Origin of the sequence: Streptomyces sp. Tu 2975 (genome assembly GCF_009832925.1) — a bacterium.
In the GTDB taxonomy this organism is placed as follows: Bacteria; Actinomycetota; Actinomycetes; order Streptomycetales; family Streptomycetaceae; genus Streptomyces.
In genome coordinates this window covers 4,770,086-4,793,356 of record NZ_CP047140.1, presented here as the reverse complement: position 1 = coordinate 4,793,356, position 23,271 = coordinate 4,770,086, and the positions used below count along the sequence as shown (strand labels likewise).

Genomic DNA, 23,271 nt, shown 5'->3' with positions numbered 1-23,271 from the left:
CCCGTTATTGACGGGGCAGTCCTGATTGGTCCACATTGACCCAGGGGCAAGTGGGGGGAAACACATGGCTCTTGGGGAGGGCTGCCCGCAGGCGTACGCACCGCTCGAAGAGCTGATGCGCCGCCGTCTGGGCAGGGAGTGCCTGTACGTGCCGTCATGCCGTCTCGGCCTCTATGTGGCACTGCGTCACTGGTGCCGGCCGGGCGGCCGGATACTGATGTCGCCGGTCAACGACGACGTGATCTTCTTCGTGGTGCTCGCGGCCGGCCTGCGGCCCGTACAGGCGCCGCTGCGGGCGGACGACGGCACCATCGACACCGACGCCGTCCCCGAATCCGTGTGGCGGGGCCTTTCCGCCGTCCTCACCACGAACCTGTACGGGAACCCGGACCCCGCCCCCGAACTGCGCGCGCGCTGCGACACGTCGGGCATCCCGCTGCTGGAGGACGCGGCGCACGCCATCGGCACCGTGCTGGCCGGACGGCCCGTCGGCGGCTTCGGTGACGCCTCCGTCTTCAGCCTCTCCAAGCACACCGGCGCCGCCACGGGCGGGTTCCTCGCCGTCGCCGACCCCGCGCTGCGTGAGGAGCTGACGCGGGCCAGGGACGCGCTGCTCGCACCCGCGCGGCTGTCCGCGGAGCTCGCCTACGGGCTGCGGCCGCACGCGGAGGCCGGGCTGCGGGCCCTGCGGCTGTCCGGAACGGCACGCGCGGCGCTACGGCTGTTCGGCCTCGAGGAGCGTACGGGCATCCGGATGGCGCTGCGCCCGGACGAACTGGCGCGTGCGCTCACGCGGTCCCCGTCGCTCGACGCGTTCGACTCCTGGGCGCGGGTGGACATGCACAGCTACCGACTCGTGCCGGGCCGGCTGAGGTTACGGCGCACGGAGCGGCTTCTGGCGCGCCTCGACGAGCGGCTCGCGGCCCATCTCGCGGGCACCCGAAGGCTTTTGGACACTCCGTGGGCCACTCCCCGGCCCGGCCCCGCGCAGCCGCTGTTCCGGGTGCCGCTCCTGGTGGAGGACCGAGCGGCCGCGACGACGGCGCTGGCCCGGCACCGGATCACCGTGGGCTACCTGTACGACCCACCGCTCGACCGGTACGCCGGCGACCGCTTCACGGACCCGTCGCCCGCCCCCGCCGCGGCGTCGTGGTTCGCACGCCACGCCCTGCCGGTCGATCCGCTGCGGGCCGGCCAGGCCGCGGCCGTCCTGGAGCGTGCCGGCATACGTCCTGCCAGGCCGCCGCAGACGGCTCCCACCCGGACGCCGGCCCGTGTCCCGCCCCATGTCCTTCGCCGCCCCGGCCCCTCCCTGACCGCCCTGCGACCGCCCCGCCAGGGCGATGCCGGTGCCTGACGCCCCCGGCACGGGCGAGGGCGCGGACACGGCGACGGCCGTGCCGCTCCTCGAGGCCCGGCCGGGCGGCGGCGAGAAGGCGGCCGGCGACCCTCCGGCGCGGGAGCCGCACACCGGCACACCGGGGAAAGGCGCCGGTGACTCGCTGTTCCGCAACGCCTACGCGCTCATGCTCTCGACCGGGGTGTCCGCCGCGCTCGGTCTCGGCTTCTGGCTGGTGGCCGCCCGCCACTACACGCAGGAGGCCGTCGGACAGGGGTCGGCCGCCATCGCCGCGATGCGGCTGCTCTCGTCGCTCACCGCCACCACCATGATCGGCGCGGTCGTCCGGTACGTGCCCCGGGCCGGACGCGGGACCGGGCCGCTGGTGCGGCGGGCGTACGCGCTCAGCTCGCTCGTCGTGTGCCTGGCGTCCGTCGCGTTCCTCTTGACGCTGGACCTGTGGGGCCCCTCGTACGCGCCGCTCGGGGGCCTGGCCGCCGGAGCCGTCTTCACCGCGTCCTGCATCGGCTGGGCGCTGCTCACCCTCCAGGACGGCGTGCTCACGGGCCTGCGCAGAGCCGTGTGGGTGCCGGTCGGCAACACCGTGTTCTCCGTCGGCAAGCTGCTGCTGCTCGTGGTGTTCGCCGGCGCACTGCCGGTGCTCGGCATCTTCGTGTCCTGGGCCGTCGCGATCGCCCTCTCCGTCCTGCCGCTCGGCTGGATGGTCTTTCGCCGGCTGATCCCGCGGCAGGCGGCGGCCGACCACGACCGTGAGCCGCCGAACCTGCGCGACATCGGCCGCTTCCTGGCCGGCGACTCGGTGGGCTCGCTGTTCTCCCTGGCGATGATCAACCTGCTGCCGGTGATGGTCGCCGTCAGCTTCGGCTCCGCGCACAACGGCTTCTTCTACATCGCCTACACCGTCGGCGGGACGATGGAGTTCATGGCCATCAACATGGCCTCCTCGCTGACGGCGCACGCCTCGCACAGTCCGGAGACCCTGGCCGCCGGGGTGCGCGGCGCACTTCGCCGGATGGCGATGCTGCTCGTCCCTGTCGTGGCCGTCCTCGTCGTGTTCGCCCCGCAGATCCTCGCGCCCTTCGGCGAGGACTACGCGGCGCACGGCACCACCGTGCTGCGGCTGCTGGCGGCGGCGGCCCTGCCCCGGGTCGCCGTGGAGCTGTACATCGGCATCCTGCGGGTCCAGGGGCGTACGGGCGTGCTGGCCCTGCTCCAGGCCGCCATGTGCGTGCTGGTCCTCGGCAGTGCGGCGCTGCTGCTGGGCCCGGCCGGGATCGCGGGGGCCGGCTGGGCGGTGCTGCTGTCGATGACGGCCATGGCGCTGGTGTGCGTGCCGGGGCTGCGTGCGACCCTCGCCGGCGCACGCCCGCCCCGCCCCGGGCTCCGCGTCCGGGCGGCCCGGGTCCGTGCACGCGTCGGCGACGAGTGGGCCGTGACCGTGCTGTGGCTGTTCCTCGGGTTCGGCGCGGGGCTGTTCTGGACGCCGTTGGCGCACCGGCCGGACGCCGGCCACGTCGACTGGCCGTGGGCCCTGCCGGCGCTGAGCCTGACGGGTCTCTCGCTGCTCCTCGTCGTCCAGGTGGCGGCCGCCGCCCTGCCGACGCCGCAGCCCGCGCTGCTCGGCGGCGGGCTGCTCGCCACGTTCGCCGCACTGCACACCGCGCCGTGGAACGGTCCGCGGTCCGCCGCCGGGCAACTTCTGTGCCTCTGTGCCGTCTTCGTGATCCTGTGGCTCGTCCCGCTGCCGGGCGTCGCCCGATGGGCCGTCCTGCTGCTGCTCCTCGCCGGCGGGCGGGTCCTGCGGGAGCAGCTCGACGCCGTCCTGCTCCCGTCGCAACTGTCCCTGCTCTGCGTGGTGCTCGTTCTCGCTCTGCTGCGCGGGCACCGTCGCCGGCACCGCCGTATCGAATGACCTGGGGGAAAAGCGTGCACCTGCCCGTCACCTCGGACGCCGGACCCACGGCGGAGACGTCCGGCCCGCCCGCCGCCGACGCCGTGGACGTGCGCCGGCGCGTGCCCTGGGGCTCGGCGCTGCCCCTCGCGGGCGCGCTCGCCCTGTGGACGCACTCGGTACTGCGCACCGACCCGGCCGGCCTCGGCGACTTCGGGCTGGTCGGTGCGCTGCCGGTCACGTACTGGGCGGCCCTGGCGCTGCTGACCGGCGGCTTCTGGTACTGCGTGCGTGATCCGGCGCGCGGCGGCGGGTGGCCCGCGGCGTACGTGCTGGTGCTGCTGCTGCTCGAGCGGGCCACCCAGGCGCTCGTCTACCCGACCGCGCTGTACGCGTGGGCGTGGAAGCACGACGCCGTCGTGGAGCATCTGCTGTCCGCCGGCCGGCTGGAGACGACGGCGGAGCGGCTCGGTGACATGGCCGTCTACGACCAGTGGCCGGGCTTCTTCGCCGCGCAGGCGGGGCTCGTACGGCTCACGGGCGCGGAGAGTGCGGCGGCCTTCATGGCCTGGTGGCCGCTGTTCTCGAGCCTGCTGCTGCTCGCTCCGCTCCTGCTCGTCTACCGCACCTTCACCCAGGACCGCAGGCTCGTCTGGACGGCAATCTGGCTGTTCCAGGTCGCCAACTGGGTCGGCCAGGACTACTTCTCGCCGCAGTCCCTCGCACTCGCCCTGTATCTCGGTGTGATCGCGGTCGTGCTGCGCCGCGGCGGCCGGACCGTGGACGGCGCACGGCCCGAGGGCCGCCTCCTGTGGACGGTCCTGCTGCTTCCGCTGATCGCGGCCGTCGTCGTCTCGCACCAGCTCACGCCGGTGATGCTGGGGGCGGGGCTCGCCGCGCTGTGCCTGACCCGCGACCACCGCGCGTGGGCGCTGCCCGCGCTGGCGGTGCTGGCCGTGGTGTTCCTGGCCTGGAACCTGACCGTCTCGCTGCCCTTCCTGCGCGAGGCGGTGCCCGAGATGCTCCGGTCCTTCGGCGACGTGCGCGGCAACCTGGAGACGGGATACGGGTCGACGCCGACCGGGACCGGCCCGGTGACCGTGTCGTGGGTGGCCCGGCTGCTGTCGGGGGCGGTGCTGCTGCTCGCCGCGCTCGGCGTGCTGCGGCGGACGGCGCTGCGGACCCGGGCCCGGCCTCTGCTGCTGCTCACCGCCGTCCCGCTGCTGATGCTCGTCGCGAACGACTACGGCAGCGAAATGATCTTCCGGGTGCTGCTGTTCATGCTGCCAGGCGCGTGCTTCTTCGCGGCAGCGGCCCTACTGCCCCGGCGGCGGCCGGCGCCGCCCCGGACGACCCGGCTGCCGTACCGGCCCGTGGCGGGCGGCGGCGGACCGTGCTCGCCGGAGCCGCGCTGCTCGTGCTCACCGCCGCGTTCGTGCCCGCCTACGCGGGCAAGGACCGGCTCAGCTACTTCCCGCCGGAAGAGGTGGAGCTCGTCCGGCAGGTGATCGACGGCGCTCCGTCCGGCTCACTCGTCGTCGCCGCGCACCGCAACTACCCCCTGGCGTACGCCTCGTACGGGGAGGTCGGCCACTACTGGTTCCTCGAGGACGCCAAGAGCCATGTGCGGGAGGTCCTCGACGACCCGGCCGGCACACTCGCCCGCGACATGGCGGGCGTTGCCCCGCCCGGCCGGGCGTACTTCCTGCTCACCAGGGGCCAGATCGCGAGCTCCGGGATGAACGGCATGCTCAGCGCCGCCGAGCTGCGGCGCATCGAACGGTCCGTCGCCGACTCGCCCTTGTTCGAGCGGGTCGGCGGCAACAGCGCCGGCGTCGTCTACGCACTCAGGCCCACGACAGGGAGCACACCATGAGACCCGGGTCGCTCACATTCCGGCTGCTGCCGCCGCTGGTGGGCTGGTGCGCGGTGGCCGCCACCGCACTGCCCGCCGCCTCGCCGCTACGCACACTGCCCGTCGTCGCGTTCCTCCTCGCGGGCCCCGGCGCCGCCGTCGTACGCGTCTGCGCGCCGGCCCTGCGCCGTTACGGCGCCGCCGCCCACGACGACGGCTTCACCCGCGACTCCGACCGGCTGGAGCAGCTCGTGCTGGCGCTCTTCCTGAGTGTGAGCGCGGCGGTCCTCTGCGCGACAGCGCTGCTCGCCGCAGGCGCCTTCAGCGGACTGCGGCTCCTGGTCCTGCTGGCCGCGGCGACCACGCTCGCCGCGTGCTGTCCGCAGGTCACCGGCCGTGCGCCGGCCGCCCGTTCCGCCTCCCCGCCGCGGAAGGGGTCCGTCACGTGACCGGCACCGCCGCCGTGCCGGGGCACTATCGCCGGCCCTGGGTGGCGCTGGTGTCCGCGGTGCTGCTCTGCGGAGTGCTCGCCCTCACCTTCGCGGGCCCCAAGGACAATGCCCCGCCCTCGCCCGACAGTCCCCGGTGCCGCGCCACCGAACTGCTGGTGCCTCCTTGCGGTGCCTGGTTCGGCGCCTATGTCCGGCACGACAAGACCGACCTGGAGGAGAAGGTCCTCGCCTACGAGAAGCGGCTGGGACGCCGGCTGGACATCGTGTACGCCTACCACGACATGTCCACCGACGGCCTCGAGGGCCGGCTGCTGACCGAGCAGGAACAGCGTGTCGGCCGGGACCGGTTGCTGCTGCTGTCGTGGGAGAGCAAGTGGTGGAACGGCCGGCCGGAACAGCAGCCGACGTGGCGGCAGATCGCGGCGGGGCAGCTCGACCGGGGCGTCGTCGACGTGCAGGCGCGGCGGATCAAGGCGTACGGGAAGAAGGTGTTCCTCTCGTTCGACCTGGAGATGGACACCCGCACCCCGGCCGCGGGGACGCCGGAGGAGTACGTCGCCGCCTACCGCCACATCCACGACCGGTTCCGTGAGCTGGGCGTCCGGAACGTCGTCTGGACCTGGGTCGTCACCGGCTGGACCGGGCACGCGGCACTGTTCCCGCGGCTTTATCCGGGCGACGCGTACGTCGACTGGATCGGCTACAACCAGTACAACTACTTCCGCTGCCACCGGACGTCCTGGAAGAGCTTCGAGGAGACGCAGACCGCGTCCCACCGGTGGATCAGGGAACACATCTCCCGCGACAAGCCCCTGATGCTCACCGAGTTCGGCACGGCCGACGAGCCGGCCCGCCCCGGCGCGCAGGCGGAGTGGTACGCCGAGGTCCCGGCCGTGGTGAGGGAACTGGACGGGGTGCGGGCCGCGCTCCAGTGGAACCACCGCGATCCCGGGCCGGGCTGCGACCTGTCGCTCGCGCGGGAGTCCTCGTGGCAGGCCCTGCGCCGCGCCGTGTCCGACCCGTACTTCGGCCAGCGCGTGCCACGGGGCTGAGCCGGCCCTGGGGGTCAGCCCGCGAACTGCCGTCCCCGCACCACCGCGCGGGCACGGCGGTACAGCCGCCAGCCCACCGTCGGCAGCCCGTCGCGGAACGGCGCGACGGGCACACCGCCCCTGCGTCCATCCAGGCCTCGACGTCCGCAACCGTGTGGGTGCGGCGCACGATGAGGCGGGCGATGCGGTACGCCTCGTCGGCCGGTGAACTCAGCGCGTGCCGCACCGCGGCGGCCGACGTGTAGCCCGCCGCCGCCGCCGCTCTGCGGACGGCTCGGCTGTTGTAGCCGTGCGGATAGGCGAGGTGCGTCACCTCATGGCCCAGGACGTCCTCCAAGTCGGCCTTCGCCTCCCGGAGTTCTCGGCCCAGTTCGGCGGGCGGCAGGGTGTCGAGCTGCGGATGGGTCACGGTGTGCGCGCCCACTTCCATGCCGTACTGCTCCAGCAGCGGTGCCCGGGACAGGGTCATCATCGGCGCGGGCGGCAGCAGGCTGGTTCTGCCGGGCGTGAGCGCGCCGGTGGGGAGATACGCGGTGGCCGGCATGCGGCGGCCGGCGAGCGCTTCCGCGGTCGGCCCGGGCAGATCGGCGAAGCCGTCGTCGAAGGTGAGGACGACGGGCCGCGCCGGCAGCGGACCGCCCCCGGTGAGCGCGTCCACGAGCGTGCCGACGGTGACCGGGGTGCGGCCGCTCGCCGCGACGGCGTCGAGATGCGCCCCGAACTGTGCCGGAGTGACGGTGAATTCGGCGATCCAGGCGGGGGGATCGTCCATGACTGCGTGGTAGAGCAGCACCGGGACGGCGTCCGGCATGTCAGCGCCTCCCCGCGGCGACATCGGGCATGTCGAGGCCGCGCAGCCGCAGCCGTGCCCGCAGGTATCCGAGCGGGCCGGTGAGCATCCCGCGGCGTTCCAGCCGGGACAGATGGCGCGGCCACGGGTGCTCCATGGCCCCGTGCAGCCCCGGCATCCCGCCCGTGCCGGCCTCCCGTGAGGCTGTGATCGCACGGGCGTGGGCGAGTCCGGCCGGCAGTTTGCGCAGCAGTGCGGGCAGCAGCGCCGGGCGGCGGACCAGCAGGGCGGTCAGGGCGGCGGTCAGTCCGGCGCCGTACCCGTACGCCTGCCCGGTCACGTCCCGCCACGTCTCACGGTGGTGGTGCCACACCAGCGCCTGCGGCGTGTAGCGCAGCCGGTGCCCCGTGGCGAGGACGGAGACGAACGCGTACAGGTCGTCGCCGCCGCGTGCGGGCGTGCCCGTGCCGGTGGCCGGGTCGAAACCGCCCAGCCGGCGCAGCACGGCGGCCCGGAAGGCCATGTTGGCCCCGGACCCGAAGCTGCCCGCCGTGAACGGGAAGAGCGGCTGGTCGGCGGGCGGGCGCAGCGGATCGTACGTCCGCGGCATGAAGCCTTTGGCGAACCCGCCGTGGCTCTCCAGCAGGATCTGCGCCGGGGTGCCCAGCCGGGCGGGCAGGATCAGGCCGGTCGTGCAGCCGAGCCGCGGGTCGTCGGCGAACGGGGCGGTGAGCGACGTGAGCCAGTGCGGGTCCGCGACCACGTCGTCGTCGGTGAACGCGAGCACCGCGCCGTCGGCGACGGCGACACCCCTGTTGTGTGCGACGGCGAGGCCCGGCACAGGTTCGCCGACGTACCGGACGCGTACGGTCCGCAAGCCGCCGTACTTGTTCTCGACGAGGTCTCGGGTGGCGGTCGTGACGGGCGCGTTGTCGACGACGACGATCTCGTACTCCGGGTGGTCCTGGGCGAGCAGCGAGTCGAGGGTACGGGCGAGCCGCCCGGCGCCCTCGCGGGTGGCGACGACGACGCTGGTACGCGGCGGGTCGCCGTGCGGCGGCGTGGCCGGCGGCTCCCGGCCGGCGAGCCGCGCGCGGGCGGCCACGGCGACGGCGTCGACGGCCCTGCGCCCGGGCGGTACGCGGCACACCACGGTGGCGACGGGCCGCCCGCGCAGCCGGACCAGCGCGAAGACGACGTCCGCGGCGCCGGACACCGGCTCTGCCTGGAGCGGGGCACCCGGCAGTCCCCGCGCCTGCCCCGGCGGGGCAGGACCGAAGGAAAGGACCTGCCCGTCGGGGCCGTCGAGGTCCAGTTCCGCCACCCGCATCGGCGCCGGCGGCCGCGGCAGGCCGGGCGGGGCGGGCCGTAGTGATCTGCTCAGCATGCGTGTCCCCCTGATGTGCGTACGGTGCGCTGCCGGGCCGTGCCCCGCGGGCCGCGTCCGGAGTCAGCGGGTCTCCCGCAGCCTGCCCATCCGGTTCAGCGTCCGTCTGGCCTGGGCGGCGAGCCGCGGATGGTCGCGGACGAATCCATGGGCCCTACGCACCGGTTCGCGGCCGAGCCAGTACAGCGCCGCCCCCGGCCCGGGCCGCAGGGTCGCGCCCTCGTGGACGCGCAGTTCACCGGTCTTGAGGGCGTCCTTGTACTCGGCGGCCCCACGGCCGAGGTCCAGCAGCGCGATGCCCTCGCCGGCCGCCGCCTCCGCCATCCTCAGATGCAGGATCAGGCCGGGGGAGAACTTGGCGAACTCGGGTGCGTACGCCGGGAACCAGCAGGACAGCACGGTGCGCGAACGCAGCCCGAAGTGCGCGGCGACCGGCCGGTCACCGGCGTACAGCACGGAGAGCGTCCCTCGGCAGCCGGCCGCCCTCGACTCGTGCAGCTGCCGCACCAGGGTGCTGATCCACCGCTGCGAGAAGCGGTCCCTGCGGCCGGTCCTGCGGTACTGGGCGGACTTCCAGGACATAAGCGTCCGCAGGGCCCCCGGGTCCCGCTCGTCCAGGACGAACCGGAGGCCGCCCCCCTGCCGCCCGAGCCTGCGCTCCTTCGCGAGCGTGGTCCGCAGGAACTTGGGCGACCGCTCCCGTAGCTGCTCCTCGTACGCTGCGTATCCAGCGGAGACGTCGATGACGGGCGAGCCGAACGAGTCGGCCGCGTCCGGTTCGAACAGTTTCTGGCCCGCCTCGAGGTTGTCGAACTCCCAGGCCGCCAGCGAACACGCCCGTAACAGCTCGCGCGGATCGATGCCCAGACCGGGCCGCAGGACCGCGCCCTGGCAGTCGGACACCCCGAGGCCGATGGCCCGGCCACGGCCCAACGGCCCCCTTTCGTGAGGGAAGAAGCCGACCGGCTCGCCGCCCTCCCACAGCACGGCTACTCGTGCCGGTGCCCGCACCCGGCCGACCGCGAGGGTGAACTCGGGTTCCATGAACGGGTTCGCGGGCGCGTCCGCACCCGCCCGCATCTCCCGCCACGCCTCCGTCTGGAGCGCGCCCAGCTCCCCCGGCGTCACGACACTGATCCGCACATCGCTCAACTCGACCCCCCGGCCTTGCCCTTGAGCTTTCAACAAGCTCGCCCCCAGGAGAGCGACGGTACCGGCCGAAATACCGACACGGTAGGGAGCGTCATGCTTCTTCTGACGCGTGCCGGTTCGACCGCGCGCCCCCGCGGTCCGCCGCCCGGCTCGGGCCGGCCGCCCTGCTCTTGTGCGGGGTCACGCCAGCGCGGCCTCCACGGCCGCCAGCGCGTGCAGCCTGGTCGTCGGGAACACCGGCACAGGGCTGTCGCCGGGGCCGATCAGCAGCTCGATCTCGGTGCAGCCGAGGACGACGCCCTCCGCCCCGGCGTCGACCAGCTCGCCGATGACGTCCTGGTAGCGGGCGCGGGACTCGTCCCGTACGACGCCGAGGCACAACTCGTCGTAGATCACCCGGTGGACCAGCGCGCGTCCTTCGGCGTCCGGGGTGAGGACCTCGAGCCCGTGCCCGGCGAGGCGTTCACGGTAGAAATCCTGCTCCATCGTGAAGGCGGTGCCCAACAGGCCGACGCGGGTCAGACCACGGGCCTTGACGGCGTCCGCGGTGGCGTCGGCCAGGTGCAGCAGCGGCACCCGGACCGCTGCCTCGACCTGGCCGGCGACCTTGTGCATGGTGTTGGTGCAGATCAGCAACAGGTCGGCGCCGGCGGCCTCGAGACCTCGGGCGGCCGCGGCGAGGATCTCACCGGCACGCTCCCACTCGCCGGCCGTCTGGAGCTGCTCGATCTCCGCGAAGTCGACGGAGTGCAGCACGCATCGCGCCGAATGGAGCCCGCCGAGCCGGTCACGTACGAGCTCGTTGAGCAGCCGGTAGTACTCCGCACTGGATTCCCAGCTCATGCCGCCGATCAGCCCGATGGTTCGCATCCGCCCACTGTCGCATGTCGCGCACCACCGGGCCGCCGGCGCCCGCGAGACTGGTGCGCACACCGGCCGGACCGCGCGTCCCGGCAGGAGAGGACCGCGCATCCCAGCAGGAGAGGACACCGTCATGCTCCCAGTCATCGCCGTCACCGGAGCGAGCGGCCGCATCGGCGGCCGGGTGGCGCGCCGGCTCTCCGGTGCGGACGCCGCGACGCGGCTGATCGGCCGCGATCCCACCCGGCTGCCCGAACTGCCGGGCGCGACAGTGACCCACCCCGCCTCCTACGCCGACGGCGACGCGATGCGGCGCGCCCTCGACGGGGCGCAGACGCTGTTCATGGTCTCCGCGCACGAGGCTCCGGACCGGGTGAAGGAGCACTGCACGGCGGTGGACGCGGCGGTCGCCGCGGGCGTCGAGCGGATCGTGTACGTGTCGTTCGTCGGAGCGGCGCCGGACGCGACGTTCACCTTCGCCCGCGACCACTGGCACACCGAGCAGTACATCCGCTCCTGCGGCGTGCGCCACACCTTCCTGCGGGACAACTTCTATCTGGCCGCGTTCCCTTCGATGACCGGCAAGGACGGGGTGCTGCGCGGTCCGGGCGGCCAGGGCCGGGTGGCCGCCGTCGCCCACGACGACATCGCCGACGCGGCGGCGGTCGTGCTGCTGGACGGGACCCGCACGCACGACAGGGTCGTGTACGACCTCACCGGCCCGGACGCCTTCACCCTCGCCGAGGCCGCGCGGACGCTGAGCGACGTCACCGGCCGCACCGTCCGCTACCACCTCGAGTCGCACGACGAGGCGTACGCGTCCAGGGCCGGGTACGGCGCGGAGGACTGGGAGGTGACGGGCTGGGTCAGCTCGTACGAGGCGATCGCGAGGGGCGAGATGGCCACCGTCTCCGACGCGGTGCCCCGGCTGACGGGCCACCCGGCGCAGGGACTGCACGACTTCCTGGTGGCGCACCCGGGCAGCTGGCGGCACCTGCTGCCCGGGACGCACTGAGCCGGCCGGCCTCTGCCGGACCGGCCCACGACGTGCGCGGGCCGGTCCCGTCGCGGCCTACGCTGCGCGACGGCCGGCCCGCCACACCTCGCTGACCAGCGGGACGCCCGGCCGGTACGCCAGGTGCACATGGCTCGGTGCGTCCAGCAGCACGAGATCGGCCCGGGCGCCGACGCCGAGCCGGCCCACGTCCGTGCGGCGCAGGGCCGCCGCGCCGCCGGCCGTCGCCGACCAGAGCGCCTCGTCGGGGGTCATCCCCATGTCGCGTACGGCGAGCGCGACGCAGAACGCCATCGACGAGGTGAACGACGAGCCCGGGTTGCAGTCCGTCGACAGCGCGACCGTCGCGCCGGCGTCGATGAGCCGGCGGGCGTCCGGCCACACGGCGCGGGTCGAGAACTCGGCGCCGGGCAGCAGCGTCGCCACCGTCGCGCTGTTGGCGAGCGCGTCCACGTCCGCGTCGGTGAGGTGGGTGCAGTGGTCGGCGGACGCGGCGTCCAGCTCGACGGCGAGCTGCACGCCGGGACCGTAGGTGAGCTGGTTGGCGTGAACGCGGGGAGTCAGCCCCCGCGCCTTGCCCGCGGTGAGGACGGCCCGCGCCTGGTCCGCGTCGAAGGCGCCCTTCTCGCAGAAGACGTCGACCCAGCGGGCGTACGGCGCGCAGGCGTCGAGCATCTCGCCGGCCACCAGCGCGACGTAGGCCGCCGGGTCGTCGGCGTAGTCCGGGGACACGATGTGCGCCCCGAGGTAGGTGACCTCGTCGGTGTGGGCGGCGGCGATCCGCAGGGCCCGCGCCTCGTCCTCGACGGTGAGCCCGTAACCGGACTTGGTCTCCATGACGGTGGTCCCCTGCCGGAGGGCCTCCGCGAGATAGCGGGCGACGTTGGCGTCCAGCTGGGCGTCGCTCGCCGCCCGGGTCGCGGCGACGGTGGTCCGGATGCCGCCCGCGGCGTAAGCCTGCCCGGACATCCGGGCGTTGAACTCGGCGGTGCGGTCACCGGCGAAGACGAGGTGCGAGTGCGAGTCGACGAAGCCGGGGACGACCGCCCGGCCGCCGGCGTCGAGCCGGTTGTCAGTGGCGGGTGCTTTGCTCTTCTCACCGATCCAGGCGATGCGGTCGCCGTCGATGACGACGGCCGCGTCCTGGATCAGTCCGAGGGGGATCCGTCACCGAGGGAGGGGTCGTTGGTGACCAGGCTGGCGATGTTGGTGATGACGGTGGCCGTCGCCGCGACGGCGTTGTTCGTCGTCGCGGGGGCGGGCGTCGCCGGGGCGTTGTTCGTCTTCTCGTGGCCGCTGTTCATGGTGCGGGGGGCCTCCTTCAGCCGTGCAGTGCGGCGATCGCGTCCGTCAGAGCTCGTGCCGCGTCGGGGACGGCGGCATGGACCCCGTCCCGTACGACATGGCGGCCACCTACGACCGTATGGCGCACATCCGCTGCCGACGCGGCGAATACCGCTGTCTCAGCTGCCAGACGCGGTGGCGGCCCCGCTGTCCTGACGGTGTCCAGCGCGACGGTCGTGAAGTCCGCGAGCGCGCCCGGCTCGAGGCGGCCCGCCTCGTGCCAGCCGAGTGCGGCGTGTCCGTCGGCGGTGGCGGCCCGCAGCAGCGCCGCCGCCGTCCAGTGGCCCCGGGTGCGCGAGCGCAGGCGCTCGTTCAGCTCCATGGCACGGGCCTCCTCGAACAGGTCGATCACCGCGTGGCTGTCGCTGCCGAGGGACAGGGGCGAGCCGGCCGCCTGGAGGGCGGGGGCGGGGCCGATGCCGTCCGCGAGGTCGCGTTCCGTCGTCGGGCACATGCAGGTGCCCGACGTCGTGCCGCCGAGCAGCGCGATGTCGTCGTCGGTGAGGTGGGTGTTGTGGACGCCGGTGGTGCGGGCGCCGAGCACACCGTGGTCGGCCAGCAGCCGGGTCGGGGTGCGGCCGTGCGCGGCGAGGCAGGCGTCGTTCTCCGCGGTCTGCTCGGACAGGTGGACGTGCAGGGGCGCATCGCGGGCGGCGGCCCAGGACGCGACCGTCGGCAGCTGCTCGGCGGGTACGGCCCGTACGGAGTGGATCGCGGCGCCGATCCGTACGTGTCCGCCGTCCTTCAGCGCGTCGGCACGCTGGGCCCACGCGTCCGCCGTGCCGTCGGAGAAGCGCAGCTGGTGGCTGGTGGGCGGCTCCCCGAAACCGGCGGACAGGTAGGCGGTGTCGAGCAGGGTGATCCGGATTCCGGCCTCGCCGGCCGCCGCGATCAGCGCCTCGCCCATCGCGTTGGGATCGGCGTAAGGGACACCGCCCGGCGCGTGGTGCAGATAGTGGAACTCACCGACCGCGGTGATGCCGGCCAGCGCCATCTCGGCGTAGACCGCGCGGGCCAGTGCGAAGTACGAGTCGGGGGTGAGGCGGACGGCCACGTCGTACATCACCTCCCGCCAGGTCCAGAAGGTCCCGGAGCCGACCTGCACCGTGCCGCGCAGCGCGCGGTGGAAGGCGTGCGAGTGGGCGTTCGCCAGCCCGGGAAGCGTGAAGCCGCGCAGTACCTCCGCGCCCGGCGGCGGCGTCCCGACACCCCGCCGCACGGCGGTGATCCGGCCGTCCGTCACGTCGAGGGCCACGCCCGGCTCGGCGTGGGCGCCGAGCCAGGCGTGTTCCAGCCAGTACGTGGTCACCTGCACGCCAGGCCCTCCAGTACGTCGGCGAGTGCGAGAACCCCGGCCACGCAGTCGTCCTCGTCCGCCGACTCGGCCGGGGAGTGCGAGACACCGGTGGGGTTGCGTACGAACAGCATGGCGGTCGGGACGGACGTGGAGAGGATCCCCGCGTCGTGTCCCGCGCCTGTGCCGAGCACGGGGACGGCACCCCCGAGGATCTTGTTCAGCTCGTCGCGCAGGGCGTGCTCGAACTCGATCACCGGCGTGAACGACTCCTGTACGACCGAGAGCTCCACGCCGTTACGCTCGGCGCGCTCCCGCGCCGCCTGTTCGACGGCGGCGACGACCGTGTCGAGGGTGGCCTGGTCGGGCGCCCGGGAGTCCAGCCAGCCGCGCACCAGGGACGGGATGGCGTTCACGCCGTTCGGCTCCACGGAGACCTTTCCGAACGTGGCCACCGCGCCCGCGAGTTCCGCCTCCTGGCGCGCGGCGAGGACGGTCTGCGCGTACGTCAGCATCGGGTCGCGCCGGTCGGCGAGCCGGGTGGTGCCGGCGTGGTTGGCCTCACCGGCGAAGTCGAACCGCCAGCGGCCGTGCGGCCAGATGGCGGACGCGATACCGACGGCGTCGCCCGACAGGTCGAGGGCGCGGCCCTGCTCGACGTGCAGTTCCACGAACGCGCCGATCCGGGCGAGGCGTTCGGGGTCGGGACCGATGGCGGCCGGGTCGTACCCGGCCGCCTCCATGGCCTGCGGGAGGCTGATGCCGTCCGCGTCCCGGAGTTCGTACGCCTTCTCCCGCGTGAGCTGCCCGGCACTGAGCCGGGACCCGACGCAGGCGAGGCCGAACCGGGCGCCCTCCTCGTCACCGAAGTTGGTGACGGAGAGGGGCCGGGTGAACTCCACTCCCCTGCGTCGGAGTTCGTCGAGGGCGGCGAATGAGGTCACGACGCCGAGCGGGCCGTCGAAGGCTCCGCCGTCCGGTACGGAGTCGAGGTGCGAGCCGGTGACGACGGCGTCGCCCTGGGCGGGGTCGCCGAGCCAGGCCCACTGGTTGCCGTTGCGGTCGGTCTCGTGTGCGAGGCCGCGGGACTCTGCCTGTGCCCTGAACCACGACCGGCAGTCGGCGTCGGCGGCGGTCCAGGCGTACCTGCGGTACCCGCCGGTGGACGCGTCGCGGCCGATGGGGAGCAGATCACGCCACATCTCGTGGAACGACCCCGCGGCAGCGCCGGTACCGGTCCCGGCGGCGCCTGTGCCCGACGCGGTGCCGGTCCCGGCGGCGGGACCGGCCGGGCCGGGACGGCCCACGCTCGTCATGAATCCTCCCGCATCGGCACGCGGACGCCCTTGGCGTCGGCGACCGACTCGGCGCTCTCGTAGCCCGCGTCCACGTGGCGGATCACGCCCATCCCCGGGTCGTTGGTGAGCACGCGGCGGATCTTCTCCCCCGCCAGCTTCGTGCCGTCCGCCACCGACACCTGGCCGGCGTGGATGGAACGGCCCATACCGACACCGCCGCCGTGGTGGAGGGAGACCCACGACGCGCCCGACGCGACGTTCACCATCGCGTTCAGCAGCGGCCAGTCCGCGATCGCGTCGGAACCGTCGAGCATCGCCTCGGTCTCGCGGTACGGGGAGGCGACGGATCCGCAGTCGAGGTGGTCCCGGCCGATCGCCAGCGGGGCGGCCAGCTCGCCGCTCGCGACCATGTCGTTGAACCGCTCGCCCGCCCGGTCGCGCTCGCCGTAGCCGAGCCAGCAGATGCGCGCCGGCAGGCCCTGGAAGTGGACCCGCTCGCCGGCCATCTTGATCCAGCGGTGCAGGGACTCGTTCTCGGGGAAGAGGTCGAGCATCGCCTTGTCGGTCTTGGCGATGTCGGACGCCTCGCCCGAGAGCGCCGCCCAGCGGAACGGTCCCTTGCCCTCGCAGAACAGCGGCCGGATGTACGCGGGCACGAAGCCGGGGAAGGCGAACGCCCGGTCGTACCCGGCGAGCTGGGCCTCGCCCCTGATCGAGTTGCCGTAGTCGAAGACCTCGGCGCCCGCGTCCATGAAGCCGACCATGGCCTCGACGTGCGTGGCCATCGACTCACGGGCACGGGTGGTGAAGCCGGCCGGGTCCTTCGCCGCGTACGAGGCCATGTCGTCGAAGTCGACGCCGACGGGCAGGTAGGACAGCGGGTCGTGGGCGGAGGTCTGGTCGGTGACGATGTCGATCGGCGCGCCCTCCGCGAGCATGCGCGGCAGCAGGTCGGCGGCGTTGCCGAGGAGACCGATGGACAGCGGGCGGCGGGCGTCCCGGGCCTCGACGGCGAGCTGGAGGGCGTGCTCCAGGGAGTCGGCCTTGACGTCCAGGTAGCGGTGCTCGATGCGCCGCTCGATGGCGCGCGGGTCGCAGTCGACGCAGATCGCGACGCCGTCGTTCATGGTGACGGCGAGCGGCTGGGCGCCGCCCATGCCGCCGAGGCCGGCGGTGAGGGTGATCGTGCCGGCGAGGGTGCCGCCGAACTTCTTGGCGGCGACGGCGGCGAACGTCTCGTACGTGCCCTGGAGGATGCCCTGGGTGCCGATGTAGATCCAGGAACCGGCGGTCATCTGGCCGTACATGGTCAGACCCAGCTGCTCGAGGCGCCGGAACTCCTCCCAGTTCGCCCAGTCGCCGACCAGGTTGGAGTTGGCGATGAGGACACGTGGCGCCCACTCGTGGGTCTGCATGACGCCGACGGGGCGGCCGGACTGGACGAGCATCGTCTCGTCCTGCTTCAGGGTCCGCAGCGTGCGGACCATCGCGTCGAAGGAACGCCAGTCACGCGCGGCCTTCCCCGTGCCGCCGTAGACGACGAGCTTGTCGGGATGCTCGGCGACCTCGGGGTCGAGGTTGTTCTGCAGCATCCGCAGCGCGGCTTCCTGCTGCCATCCCAGGGCGCTCAGTTCGCTGCCGCGCGGTGCCCGTACGGGGCGGGGTCCTGACATGGCGTTGCCTCCTCGCGAAGATGTGTGGATTTTCTATTCACATACTTACTTCCTGAATAGTTGTAGTCAACAGCTGCGGCGCGAACCGCCGGGTGATTGGCTGGCGCACATGACTGTCGACCGCCGGGACCGGGCCGTACGAGCGGCCGTGGAACAGGGACTTCTCTCCGAGGACCAGCCCGTGACCGCCCTGATCGACGTGGCGGGTATCCGCTCGTCGGTGGCGGCGCTGCGGACCGCTTTCGCCGCCGTCACCGACGCGCCGGTGCTGCACGCCTTCGCCGTGAAGGCCGCTCCCCTGGTGCCTGTGCTCGCGCTGCTGCACGCCGAGGGCATGGGCGCGGAGGTCGCGAGCCCGGGCGAGCTGGCACTGGCACGGGCCGCCGGACTGCCGGCCGGCTCGATCGTGCTCGACTCCCCGGCCAAGACGGTCGCGGAACTGCGGGAGGCCCTCGGCCTGGGTATCGCCGTCAACGCCGACAACTGGCAGGAACTGGCCCGCATCGACGAGCTCGTCGACGCCGGGCCCACCGCCTCGCCGCTGGGCCTGCGGGTGAACCCGCAGGTCGGCGGCGGCACCATCGGCGCCCTGTCGACGGCGACACCGACGTCGAAGTTCGGCGTGACCCTGCGCGACGAGGGCGCACGGGAGCGGGTCGTCCACGCCTGCCTCGAGCGGCCCTGGCTGACCCGGCTGCACACCCACTCCGGCTCCCAGGGCATGGCCCTGACCCGGATGACCGACGGCGTACTCGCCGCGTACGAGCTCGCCGAGGAGATCAACGCGGCGGCAGGCCGGCGGCAGATCGACACCATCGACATCGGCGGCGGCCTGCCGGTCAACTTCGCGTCCGAGGAGCACACCCCCGCCTTCGCCGACTACACCGCGCTGCTGCGGGAGCGCGTCCCCGGGCTGCTCGACGGCCGGTACGGCCTGGTCACCGAGTTCGGCCGCTCCCTGCTCGCCAAGCACGGCACCGTCCTCGCCCGGGTCGAGTACGCCAAGTCCGCCGGTTCCCGGCCCATCGCCGTCACCCACGCGGGCGTCCAGGTCGCCACCCGTACCGTCTACGACCCGCTGTCCTGGCCGCTGCGGATCGCCGCGTACGACGCCAAGGGGCTGCCCAAGGCGGGCCCCGGTGTCGAGCAGGACATCGGCGGGCCGGCGTGCTTCGCGGGTGACCTGCTCGCCGAGAAGCGGGCCCTGCCTCTGCTGGAGGCGGGCGACGTGATCGCCGCCCTCGACACGGGCGCCTACTACTTCTCCAGTCACTACGGCTACAACAGCCTGCCCAGGACCGCCGTGCACGGCTTCACGGAAGCGGACGGCGAGGTGCGGTTCACCACCGTGCGGACGGCCCAGAGCGTCGAATCCATCGTCGCGGAGGCCGGCGGGGCGGAGCGGGACGCGCTGCTCGGCCGATGACCGTGCAGCGGGGGCGACTGTCGGACCCCGGTGGTTCCATGGACCCATGGCTACCAGCAGCGTCGTCGTCGAGCGTCTGATCCTCGCCCCGCCCGGTCCCGTGTGGCAGGCACTGACCGACATCCGGGGCTGGGAGCGCACGCTCAGCGGCGTGGAGCGGATCGAGGTGCTGAGCGAGGGCGACTTCGGCGTGGGCACCCGGTGGCGGGAGACCCGGCGGATGTTGGGCAAGGAGGCCACGGAGGAGATGTACGTGACAGCCAGCGAGCCGCCCGAGCGCTATGTGGTGGAGGCCGATTCCCAAGGCACGCACTACGTTTCCGAGTTCCATCTCCTCACCGCGGGCCCGGAGGCGACGACCGTCCGGCTGACGTTCCGCGCCGAGCCGCCCGGCGGTTTCACGGGACTGCTCGCCAAGGTCTTCGGCAGACTCGGCGCCAGGGCCGTCCGCAAGGCGATCGCGAAGGATCTGGACGACGTCGCCGCCGCGGTGGAGCACCGCACCCGCTGACGGGGAAGCGCGCTTCGCCCGCAGGCCTCACCGTCATGACGCCCTCATGGCGCCTCCCCGCGCCCCGGAGAACGGCGACGGACAGGGAGGGAGCGGACTTTATCGGGCACGCGCATGTTCCGCTGGACTTTGCCAGAAGTCACCCCGGCAGGCGGCACGTTGCGTAACCTCTCCGTCACTGCCGCGTTGGTGCGCGGCACACCGAGGCGGGGAGGGGAGTCCGCGTGCCCGGAATCGACGAGTGTCTGCTGCAGGCCATGGTGGTGCCCGGGGCCCGGGGGGCCGCGATCGTGGACTGGACCAGCGGTCTCGCCCTCGGCAGCATCGGAGAGACCCCTGGCGGTGACCACGAGGCGACCGCGGCGGAGACCGCCGAACTGGCCAGGATGGCCGCCGAGTACCCGACCTTCGCGCCCGAGGGGGAAACGGCGCCGGACGGCGCCAAGGGCTTACCCGTCGAGGACCTCATCGTCACCACACGCACCGGCTACCACGTGGTGCGTTTCGTGGAGACCACGTTCGACAGCAGTGTGTTCCTGCATATCTGGCTCGACCGGGAGACCGGGAATCTGGCGCTCGCCCGGCTGCGCCTCGCGGACCTCGCAGAGCGGCTGGTCCTCGGATGACCGCAGCGCCCACGGCCGTCTCCCCCATGCTCGTCAGGCTGGCGGAGGAGCGGGCCACCGGCGTCCTCGTCCGTGACCACGGCGCCCTCTACCTCGCGGACGGGCAGGTCGTGCACGCGGAGAGCCCGGCCGCACCCGGCATCGAGGTGCTGCTGACCGCCGGCGGCCGACTGGCCCCCGAGGGCTGGCAGGAGGCCGTGGCGAAGGCCGGCGCCCGCCGCGAGGTGGCCCGCTTCCTCGTCGACAGCGGACAGGTCGCCGGCGGGGAGATGGAGATCTGCCACCTCGGCGCCCTTCACGACGCGGCGTTCTTCGCCCTGGCGCCCGGCAGCGGGCCGACCCGCTTCCGCTACGGCGTCGCCCACTGGATCGGCGCCGTACGTCCCGTGCCCGCCGTGGCGGTCGCCCGGGAGGCGCGCCGGCGGCGCGGGCTCCTCGACTCCGTGTGGCCGCATTCGGAGGTGGACACCGCGCCCCTGCGGTGCCGCCCGCTCGGCCACGGCGCGACGGCCACCCCGCGGCAGCGTGCGCTGCTGGAGCTCGCCGACGGTGTGCGCACCCCGTCCGCGATCGCCCGGGCGGTCGGGCGGCCCGCCTTCAACACCCTGCTCGAAGTGCGGCGGATGGCCGCCGCGGGGCTCGTCGAGACACCGTCGGACCCCGCCGCGCCCGATCCGGCCCCGCTGCCCGCCTGGGTCGCCGACTTCGCCGTCGACCCGGACATCGCCCTGCTACGCCGGCTCCGCGACGCTTTGGAGGCAAGCCTGTGACACACCGCACGACCCACCGGGCCCTGCGCACACCGTCATGAGGCGCGCCCTGAGGCTGCGCGCCGAGAGGAGACAGCTCATGACGGCCGAGACCGAGGTGCTCGGTGAACTCAAGAGGCTGCGCGCCCGCGTGCCGCAGCTGACCGGCGGGCTCGCCGCGAGCGTCGACGGCCTGGTGCTGGCGGCGGACACGGAGGAGGCCGAGAGTGTCGCCGCGCTCACGGCCGCCGCGCTCGGAGTCGCGCTGCGGCTGACCGAGGCCACCGGGCAGGGCGGCTTCAAGGAGTTGCTCGTCCGGGGCGAGGCGGGCTACGTCGCCACCTACGCGGCCGGCTCGTCGGCCGTGCTCACCGTCCTGGCCGAACCACGCATCAACGTGGGCCGGCTCCATCTCGAGGCCCGTCGTGCCGGCGCCCGTATCGGGGCGCTGGTGGACGCCGCCCTCGAACGACCGGAGAACGCCTGACACATGGCCGCCACCCCCGAAGAACCAGCACCCGCACGAGCCCCTCGTACCACCCGCTCCACCCGCACCACCGCGAGAACAACCAACCGACGGAAGGAAAGTGCGCCTGCCATGGCCAACACCGAAACAGCGCTGAAGGAAGCCATCACCATCGAGGGCGCCATCGGCGCCGCACTCGTCGACTACACCAGCGGCATGGCGCTGGGCACCATCGGCGGCGGCAAGGAGTTCGACCTCACCGTAGCCGCGGCCGGCAACACGGACGTGGTCCGCTCCAAGGTGCGCACGATGGAACACCTCGGACTCAAGGACGAGATCGAGGACATCCTCATCACTCTCGGATCGCAGTACCACCTGATCCGCCTGATGAAGGGCCGCGGCTCCAACGGCCTCTTCCTCTACCTGGCGCTGGACAAGGAGCGCGCGAACCTGGCGATGGCCCGCCATCAGCTGAAGAAGATCGAGGCCGAACTGGACGTCTGAGCCGTCCCTCAGCGCCGGCGCCGCGCCCCTCCGGGCGCGGCGTCGCCTGCGGCGATGCCGGTGGTGACGAAGCCCTCGGCCTGCTTGCCGACCGGTCCCTTCGCCAGCCGGTCCGTACGCAGCCACAGCAGCGTCTCCGTCGCCCGTTCGCGCCGGCCCAGCCACACGGCCTTGAGCCAGAGGCCGGTTCCCGCACCGGCGAACACCGCCCCGCCGGCACCGGGCAGCACCAGCGAACTCGCCAGGGCGGCCAGGAAGGCGAGCAGCAGCCACCAGCGCCGGGGCCGCCGCACGGCCCGCAGCGTCACCCGGCGGTCCTGGAGGACGTCGTGCCGGCCGGCACGGGTCGCCCGGTCCGCGAGACGCGCGTACCGGCGGCGTCGTACGAGGGCGACCACGGCGGCGGTGATCAGGAACAGTGCCGCCCCGGCCAGGACCCCGATGCGGCGTCCGGTGAGTCCGGGCAGCAGCAGCCCGGTCGCGGCGGCCAGGACCCCCAGCCACCACAGGGGCGCCGCCCCGGCTCTCACGACCACCGCCACCCGCGCCAGCGACTGCGTCCCGCGCCCCACGTCCGTGCTCCCTCCGGCAGATCCGATCCGTGGGCGCGGAGGTTAGCGGGCGTACATGAGTGTCGTCTGAGAAACAGCGCCGGAATGAGGTCGAGCGGTCAGGCCCGGCTCACTCCGCGAACAGGCCGCGTTCCGCCGCCTGCACGTCGAAGTCCTCCAGGCGCGCCTGCGCGTCCGGCAGACCGTCGCACATGGCCTCCAGCAGGACCCTCCCGAGCAGCATCGGCGCACACGCGGTGTCGAAGGCCAGCCCGGTGCCGACGGCTGCCGGGATCAGCAGATCGCTGTGGGCGGCGACCGGGGCGAACGCCGAGTCGGCGACCGTCACCACCGTCAGACCCGCGGAGCGGGCGTACGCCAGCGCCTCCACGACCTCCTTGGGGTGGCGCGGCAGGGCGAAGCAGAGCAGCGCGCTCGCGCCCGCCCGCCGCGCCGCGTCGATCCGGTCGAGGAGCATCGAACCGCCCTCGTCGAGGAGCCGGACGTCCGGGTGCACCTTGGCCGCGAAGTAGGCGAAGCCCCTGGCCTGCGACGAGGCGGCACGCAGGCCCAGTACCGGCAGCGGCCGTGACGCCGCCAGCAGCCGGCCGGCCCGCTCCACGGGCGCCGGCTCCGCGAGCATGGCGGCCAGGTGCTGGAGATTCTCGATCTCTGCCTGCACGGCCTGCTGGTACTCGTTGTACGCGTCGCCGGTGTCGGGTGTCTCCGGCGGGACCACCTCGCGCAGATGCCTTCTCAGCGCGGGATAGCCGTCGAAACCGAGCGCGACGGCGAACCGGGTGACGGACGGCTGACTCACGCCGGCCAGCTCCGCGAGCTCCACGCTGGACAGGAACGGCACGTCCGCCGCACGGCGGACCATGCAGTGCGCGATGCGACGCTGGGTGGGGGTGAGCCGGTGCCCTTCGAACAGCTGCTGCAGTCGTGCGGCAGGGCTGTCGCTCATGCCATCCCCCTCGTCCGGCCCACTCGTCTGTCGTCCTATTCACTCAC

21 protein-coding genes and 2 pseudogenes are annotated in these 23,271 nt (G+C 73.5%); 13 read left to right on the top strand and 10 right to left on the bottom strand.

Going from position 1 to position 23,271, the window contains the following annotated elements:
• Positions 1–115: 115 nt before the first annotated feature.
• Genes GLX30_RS21285 through GLX30_RS21260 form a run of 6 tightly spaced genes read left to right on the top strand, consistent with a single transcriptional unit; the run spans position 116 to position 6,610 of the window.
• On the top strand, positions 116–1,357 hold the full coding sequence (locus tag GLX30_RS21285; protein WP_159695160.1) for a DegT/DnrJ/EryC1/StrS family aminotransferase: 1,242 nt from the start codon (positions 116–118) through the stop codon (positions 1,355–1,357).
• Entirely contained in the window at positions 1,350–3,272 is a 1,923-nt protein-coding gene (locus GLX30_RS35410) for a lipopolysaccharide biosynthesis protein (protein WP_244258236.1), read from the top strand. Before GLX30_RS21285 ends, GLX30_RS35410 begins: the two co-directional genes overlap by 8 nt.
• A complete protein-coding gene (locus GLX30_RS21275; RefSeq protein WP_159691349.1) occupies positions 3,269–4,759 on the top strand; it encodes a glycosyltransferase in 1,491 nt (496 codons plus the stop codon). The genes GLX30_RS35410 and GLX30_RS21275 overlap by 4 nt, the downstream gene beginning before the upstream one ends.
• Positions 4,687–5,127 carry a hypothetical protein gene (locus GLX30_RS21270; protein ID WP_159691346.1) on the top strand — a complete coding sequence of 147 codons (441 nt, stop codon included), beginning with the start codon at positions 4,687–4,689 and terminating at the stop codon, positions 5,125–5,127. Before GLX30_RS21275 ends, GLX30_RS21270 begins: the two co-directional genes overlap by 73 nt.
• Complete coding sequence (locus tag GLX30_RS21265) at positions 5,124–5,555, top strand: hypothetical protein (RefSeq protein ID WP_159691343.1); 432 nt, start codon at positions 5,124–5,126, stop codon at positions 5,553–5,555. Before GLX30_RS21270 ends, GLX30_RS21265 begins: the two co-directional genes overlap by 4 nt.
• Positions 5,552–6,610: a glycosyl hydrolase gene (locus GLX30_RS21260; RefSeq protein ID WP_244258235.1), complete on the top strand. Its 1,059-nt coding sequence runs from the start codon at positions 5,552–5,554 to the stop codon at positions 6,608–6,610. Before GLX30_RS21265 ends, GLX30_RS21260 begins: the two co-directional genes overlap by 4 nt.
• Before the next feature lie 14 nt (positions 6,611–6,624).
• Here GLX30_RS21260 and GLX30_RS21255 read toward each other — a convergent pair.
• From GLX30_RS21255 to GLX30_RS21240, 4 genes and pseudogenes are all read right to left on the bottom strand, one after another.
• Positions 6,625–7,445 (bottom strand): annotated as a pseudogene (locus GLX30_RS21255) (polysaccharide deacetylase family protein).
• The gene (locus GLX30_RS21250; protein WP_244258234.1) at positions 7,423–8,787 is read right to left on the bottom strand and encodes a glycosyltransferase; all 1,365 of its coding nucleotides are present in this window, start codon (positions 8,785–8,787) and stop codon (positions 7,423–7,425) included. Before GLX30_RS21250 ends, GLX30_RS21255 begins: the two are co-directional and overlap by 23 nt.
• 63 nt (positions 8,788–8,850) lie before the next feature.
• A complete protein-coding gene (locus tag GLX30_RS21245; protein ID WP_159695157.1) occupies positions 8,851–9,930 on the bottom strand; it encodes a GNAT family N-acetyltransferase in 1,080 nt (359 codons plus the stop codon).
• A 189-nt stretch (positions 9,931–10,119) separates the two neighbouring features.
• Complete coding sequence (locus GLX30_RS21240; RefSeq protein WP_159691340.1) at positions 10,120–10,809, bottom strand: aspartate/glutamate racemase family protein; 690 nt, start codon at positions 10,807–10,809, stop codon at positions 10,120–10,122.
• Positions 10,810–10,933: 124 nt separating this feature from the next.
• On the opposite strand from GLX30_RS21240, the gene GLX30_RS21235 reads away from it, so the two are divergent.
• Positions 10,934–11,815, top strand: a complete 882-nt coding sequence (locus GLX30_RS21235) for an NmrA family NAD(P)-binding protein (protein ID WP_159691337.1) — start codon at positions 10,934–10,936, stop codon at positions 11,813–11,815.
• A gap of 57 nt (positions 11,816–11,872) precedes the next feature.
• Here the strand turns inward: GLX30_RS21235 and hutI are convergent.
• The 4 genes and pseudogenes from hutI to hutU all read right to left on the bottom strand — a co-directional run bounded on the left by hutI (position 11,873) and on the right by hutU (position 17,424).
• Positions 11,873–13,119: pseudogene (gene hutI, locus GLX30_RS21230) on the bottom strand (imidazolonepropionase).
• A gap of 17 nt (positions 13,120–13,136) precedes the next feature.
• A complete protein-coding gene (locus GLX30_RS21225) occupies positions 13,137–14,474 on the bottom strand; it encodes a formimidoylglutamate deiminase (RefSeq protein ID WP_159691334.1) in 1,338 nt (445 codons plus the stop codon).
• A complete protein-coding gene (locus GLX30_RS21220) occupies positions 14,465–15,655 on the bottom strand; it encodes an allantoate amidohydrolase (RefSeq protein WP_159695156.1) in 1,191 nt (396 codons plus the stop codon). Before GLX30_RS21220 ends, GLX30_RS21225 begins: the two co-directional genes overlap by 10 nt.
• Before the next feature lie 110 nt (positions 15,656–15,765).
• Positions 15,766–17,424: a urocanate hydratase gene (gene hutU, locus GLX30_RS21215; protein ID WP_159691331.1), complete on the bottom strand. Its 1,659-nt coding sequence runs from the start codon at positions 17,422–17,424 to the stop codon at positions 15,766–15,768.
• A 109-nt stretch (positions 17,425–17,533) separates the two neighbouring features.
• On the opposite strand from hutU, the gene GLX30_RS21210 reads away from it, so the two are divergent.
• The 6 genes from GLX30_RS21210 to GLX30_RS21185 all read left to right on the top strand — a co-directional run bounded on the left by GLX30_RS21210 (position 17,534) and on the right by GLX30_RS21185 (position 21,706).
• A complete protein-coding gene (locus tag GLX30_RS21210; protein ID WP_159691328.1) occupies positions 17,534–18,850 on the top strand; it encodes a diaminopimelate decarboxylase in 1,317 nt (438 codons plus the stop codon).
• Between the two features lie 46 nt (positions 18,851–18,896).
• Positions 18,897–19,361 carry an SRPBCC family protein gene (locus GLX30_RS21205; protein ID WP_159691325.1) on the top strand — a complete coding sequence of 155 codons (465 nt, stop codon included), beginning with the start codon at positions 18,897–18,899 and terminating at the stop codon, positions 19,359–19,361.
• 224 nt (positions 19,362–19,585) lie between these two features.
• A complete protein-coding gene (locus GLX30_RS21200) occupies positions 19,586–19,987 on the top strand; it encodes a hypothetical protein (protein ID WP_159691322.1) in 402 nt (133 codons plus the stop codon).
• Positions 19,984–20,757, top strand: coding sequence for a transcriptional regulator (locus tag GLX30_RS21195; protein ID WP_159691319.1), 774 nt, complete (start codon positions 19,984–19,986; stop codon positions 20,755–20,757). Before GLX30_RS21200 ends, GLX30_RS21195 begins: the two co-directional genes overlap by 4 nt.
• Positions 20,758–20,836: 79 nt before the next feature.
• A complete protein-coding gene (locus tag GLX30_RS21190) occupies positions 20,837–21,223 on the top strand; it encodes a roadblock/LC7 domain-containing protein (RefSeq protein WP_159691316.1) in 387 nt (128 codons plus the stop codon).
• A gap of 111 nt (positions 21,224–21,334) precedes the next feature.
• Positions 21,335–21,706 carry a hypothetical protein gene (locus tag GLX30_RS21185; protein WP_159691313.1) on the top strand — a complete coding sequence of 124 codons (372 nt, stop codon included), beginning with the start codon at positions 21,335–21,337 and terminating at the stop codon, positions 21,704–21,706.
• An 8-nt stretch (positions 21,707–21,714) separates the two neighbouring features.
• On the opposite strand, the gene GLX30_RS21180 is transcribed toward GLX30_RS21185, so the two are convergent.
• Together GLX30_RS21180 and GLX30_RS21175 are read right to left on the bottom strand one after the other, a co-directional pair.
• A complete protein-coding gene (locus GLX30_RS21180) occupies positions 21,715–22,278 on the bottom strand; it encodes a hypothetical protein (protein WP_159691310.1) in 564 nt (187 codons plus the stop codon).
• Between the two features lie 109 nt (positions 22,279–22,387).
• The gene (locus tag GLX30_RS21175) at positions 22,388–23,224 is read right to left on the bottom strand and encodes a MurR/RpiR family transcriptional regulator (RefSeq protein ID WP_159691307.1); all 837 of its coding nucleotides are present in this window, start codon (positions 23,222–23,224) and stop codon (positions 22,388–22,390) included.
• Between the last annotated feature and the right edge of the window lie 47 nt (positions 23,225–23,271).

Excerpts from the sequence above, each read along its gene's own strand:
- GLX30_RS21220 (WP_159695156.1), bottom strand. The coding sequence starts at position 15,655 with ATGTGGCGTGATCTGCTCCCCATCGGCCGCGACGCGTCCACCGGCGGG.
- GLX30_RS21265 (WP_159691343.1), top strand. The coding sequence starts at position 5,124 with ATGAGACCCGGGTCGCTCACATTCCGGCTGCTGCCGCCGCTGGTGGGC.
- GLX30_RS21210 (WP_159691328.1), top strand. The coding sequence starts at position 17,534 with ATGACTGTCGACCGCCGGGACCGGGCCGTACGAGCGGCCGTGGAACAG.
- GLX30_RS21235 (WP_159691337.1), top strand. The coding sequence starts at position 10,934 with ATGCTCCCAGTCATCGCCGTCACCGGAGCGAGCGGCCGCATCGGCGGC.
- GLX30_RS21190 (WP_159691316.1), top strand. The coding sequence starts at position 20,837 with ATGACGGCCGAGACCGAGGTGCTCGGTGAACTCAAGAGGCTGCGCGCC.
- GLX30_RS21175 (WP_159691307.1), bottom strand. The coding sequence starts at position 23,224 with ATGAGCGACAGCCCTGCCGCACGACTGCAGCAGCTGTTCGAAGGGCAC.
- hutU (WP_159691331.1), bottom strand. The coding sequence starts at position 17,424 with ATGTCAGGACCCCGCCCCGTACGGGCACCGCGCGGCAGCGAACTGAGC.
- GLX30_RS21250 (WP_244258234.1), bottom strand. The coding sequence starts at position 8,787 with ATGCTGAGCAGATCACTACGGCCCGCCCCGCCCGGCCTGCCGCGGCCG.
- GLX30_RS21205 (WP_159691325.1), top strand. The coding sequence starts at position 18,897 with ATGGCTACCAGCAGCGTCGTCGTCGAGCGTCTGATCCTCGCCCCGCCC.
- GLX30_RS21195 (WP_159691319.1), top strand. The coding sequence starts at position 19,984 with ATGACCGCAGCGCCCACGGCCGTCTCCCCCATGCTCGTCAGGCTGGCG.
- GLX30_RS21275 (WP_159691349.1), top strand. The coding sequence starts at position 3,269 with ATGACCTGGGGGAAAAGCGTGCACCTGCCCGTCACCTCGGACGCCGGA.
- GLX30_RS21240 (WP_159691340.1), bottom strand. The coding sequence starts at position 10,809 with ATGCGAACCATCGGGCTGATCGGCGGCATGAGCTGGGAATCCAGTGCG.
- GLX30_RS21285 (WP_159695160.1), top strand. The coding sequence starts at position 116 with ATGCGCCGCCGTCTGGGCAGGGAGTGCCTGTACGTGCCGTCATGCCGT.
- GLX30_RS21185 (WP_159691313.1), top strand. The coding sequence starts at position 21,335 with ATGGCCAACACCGAAACAGCGCTGAAGGAAGCCATCACCATCGAGGGC.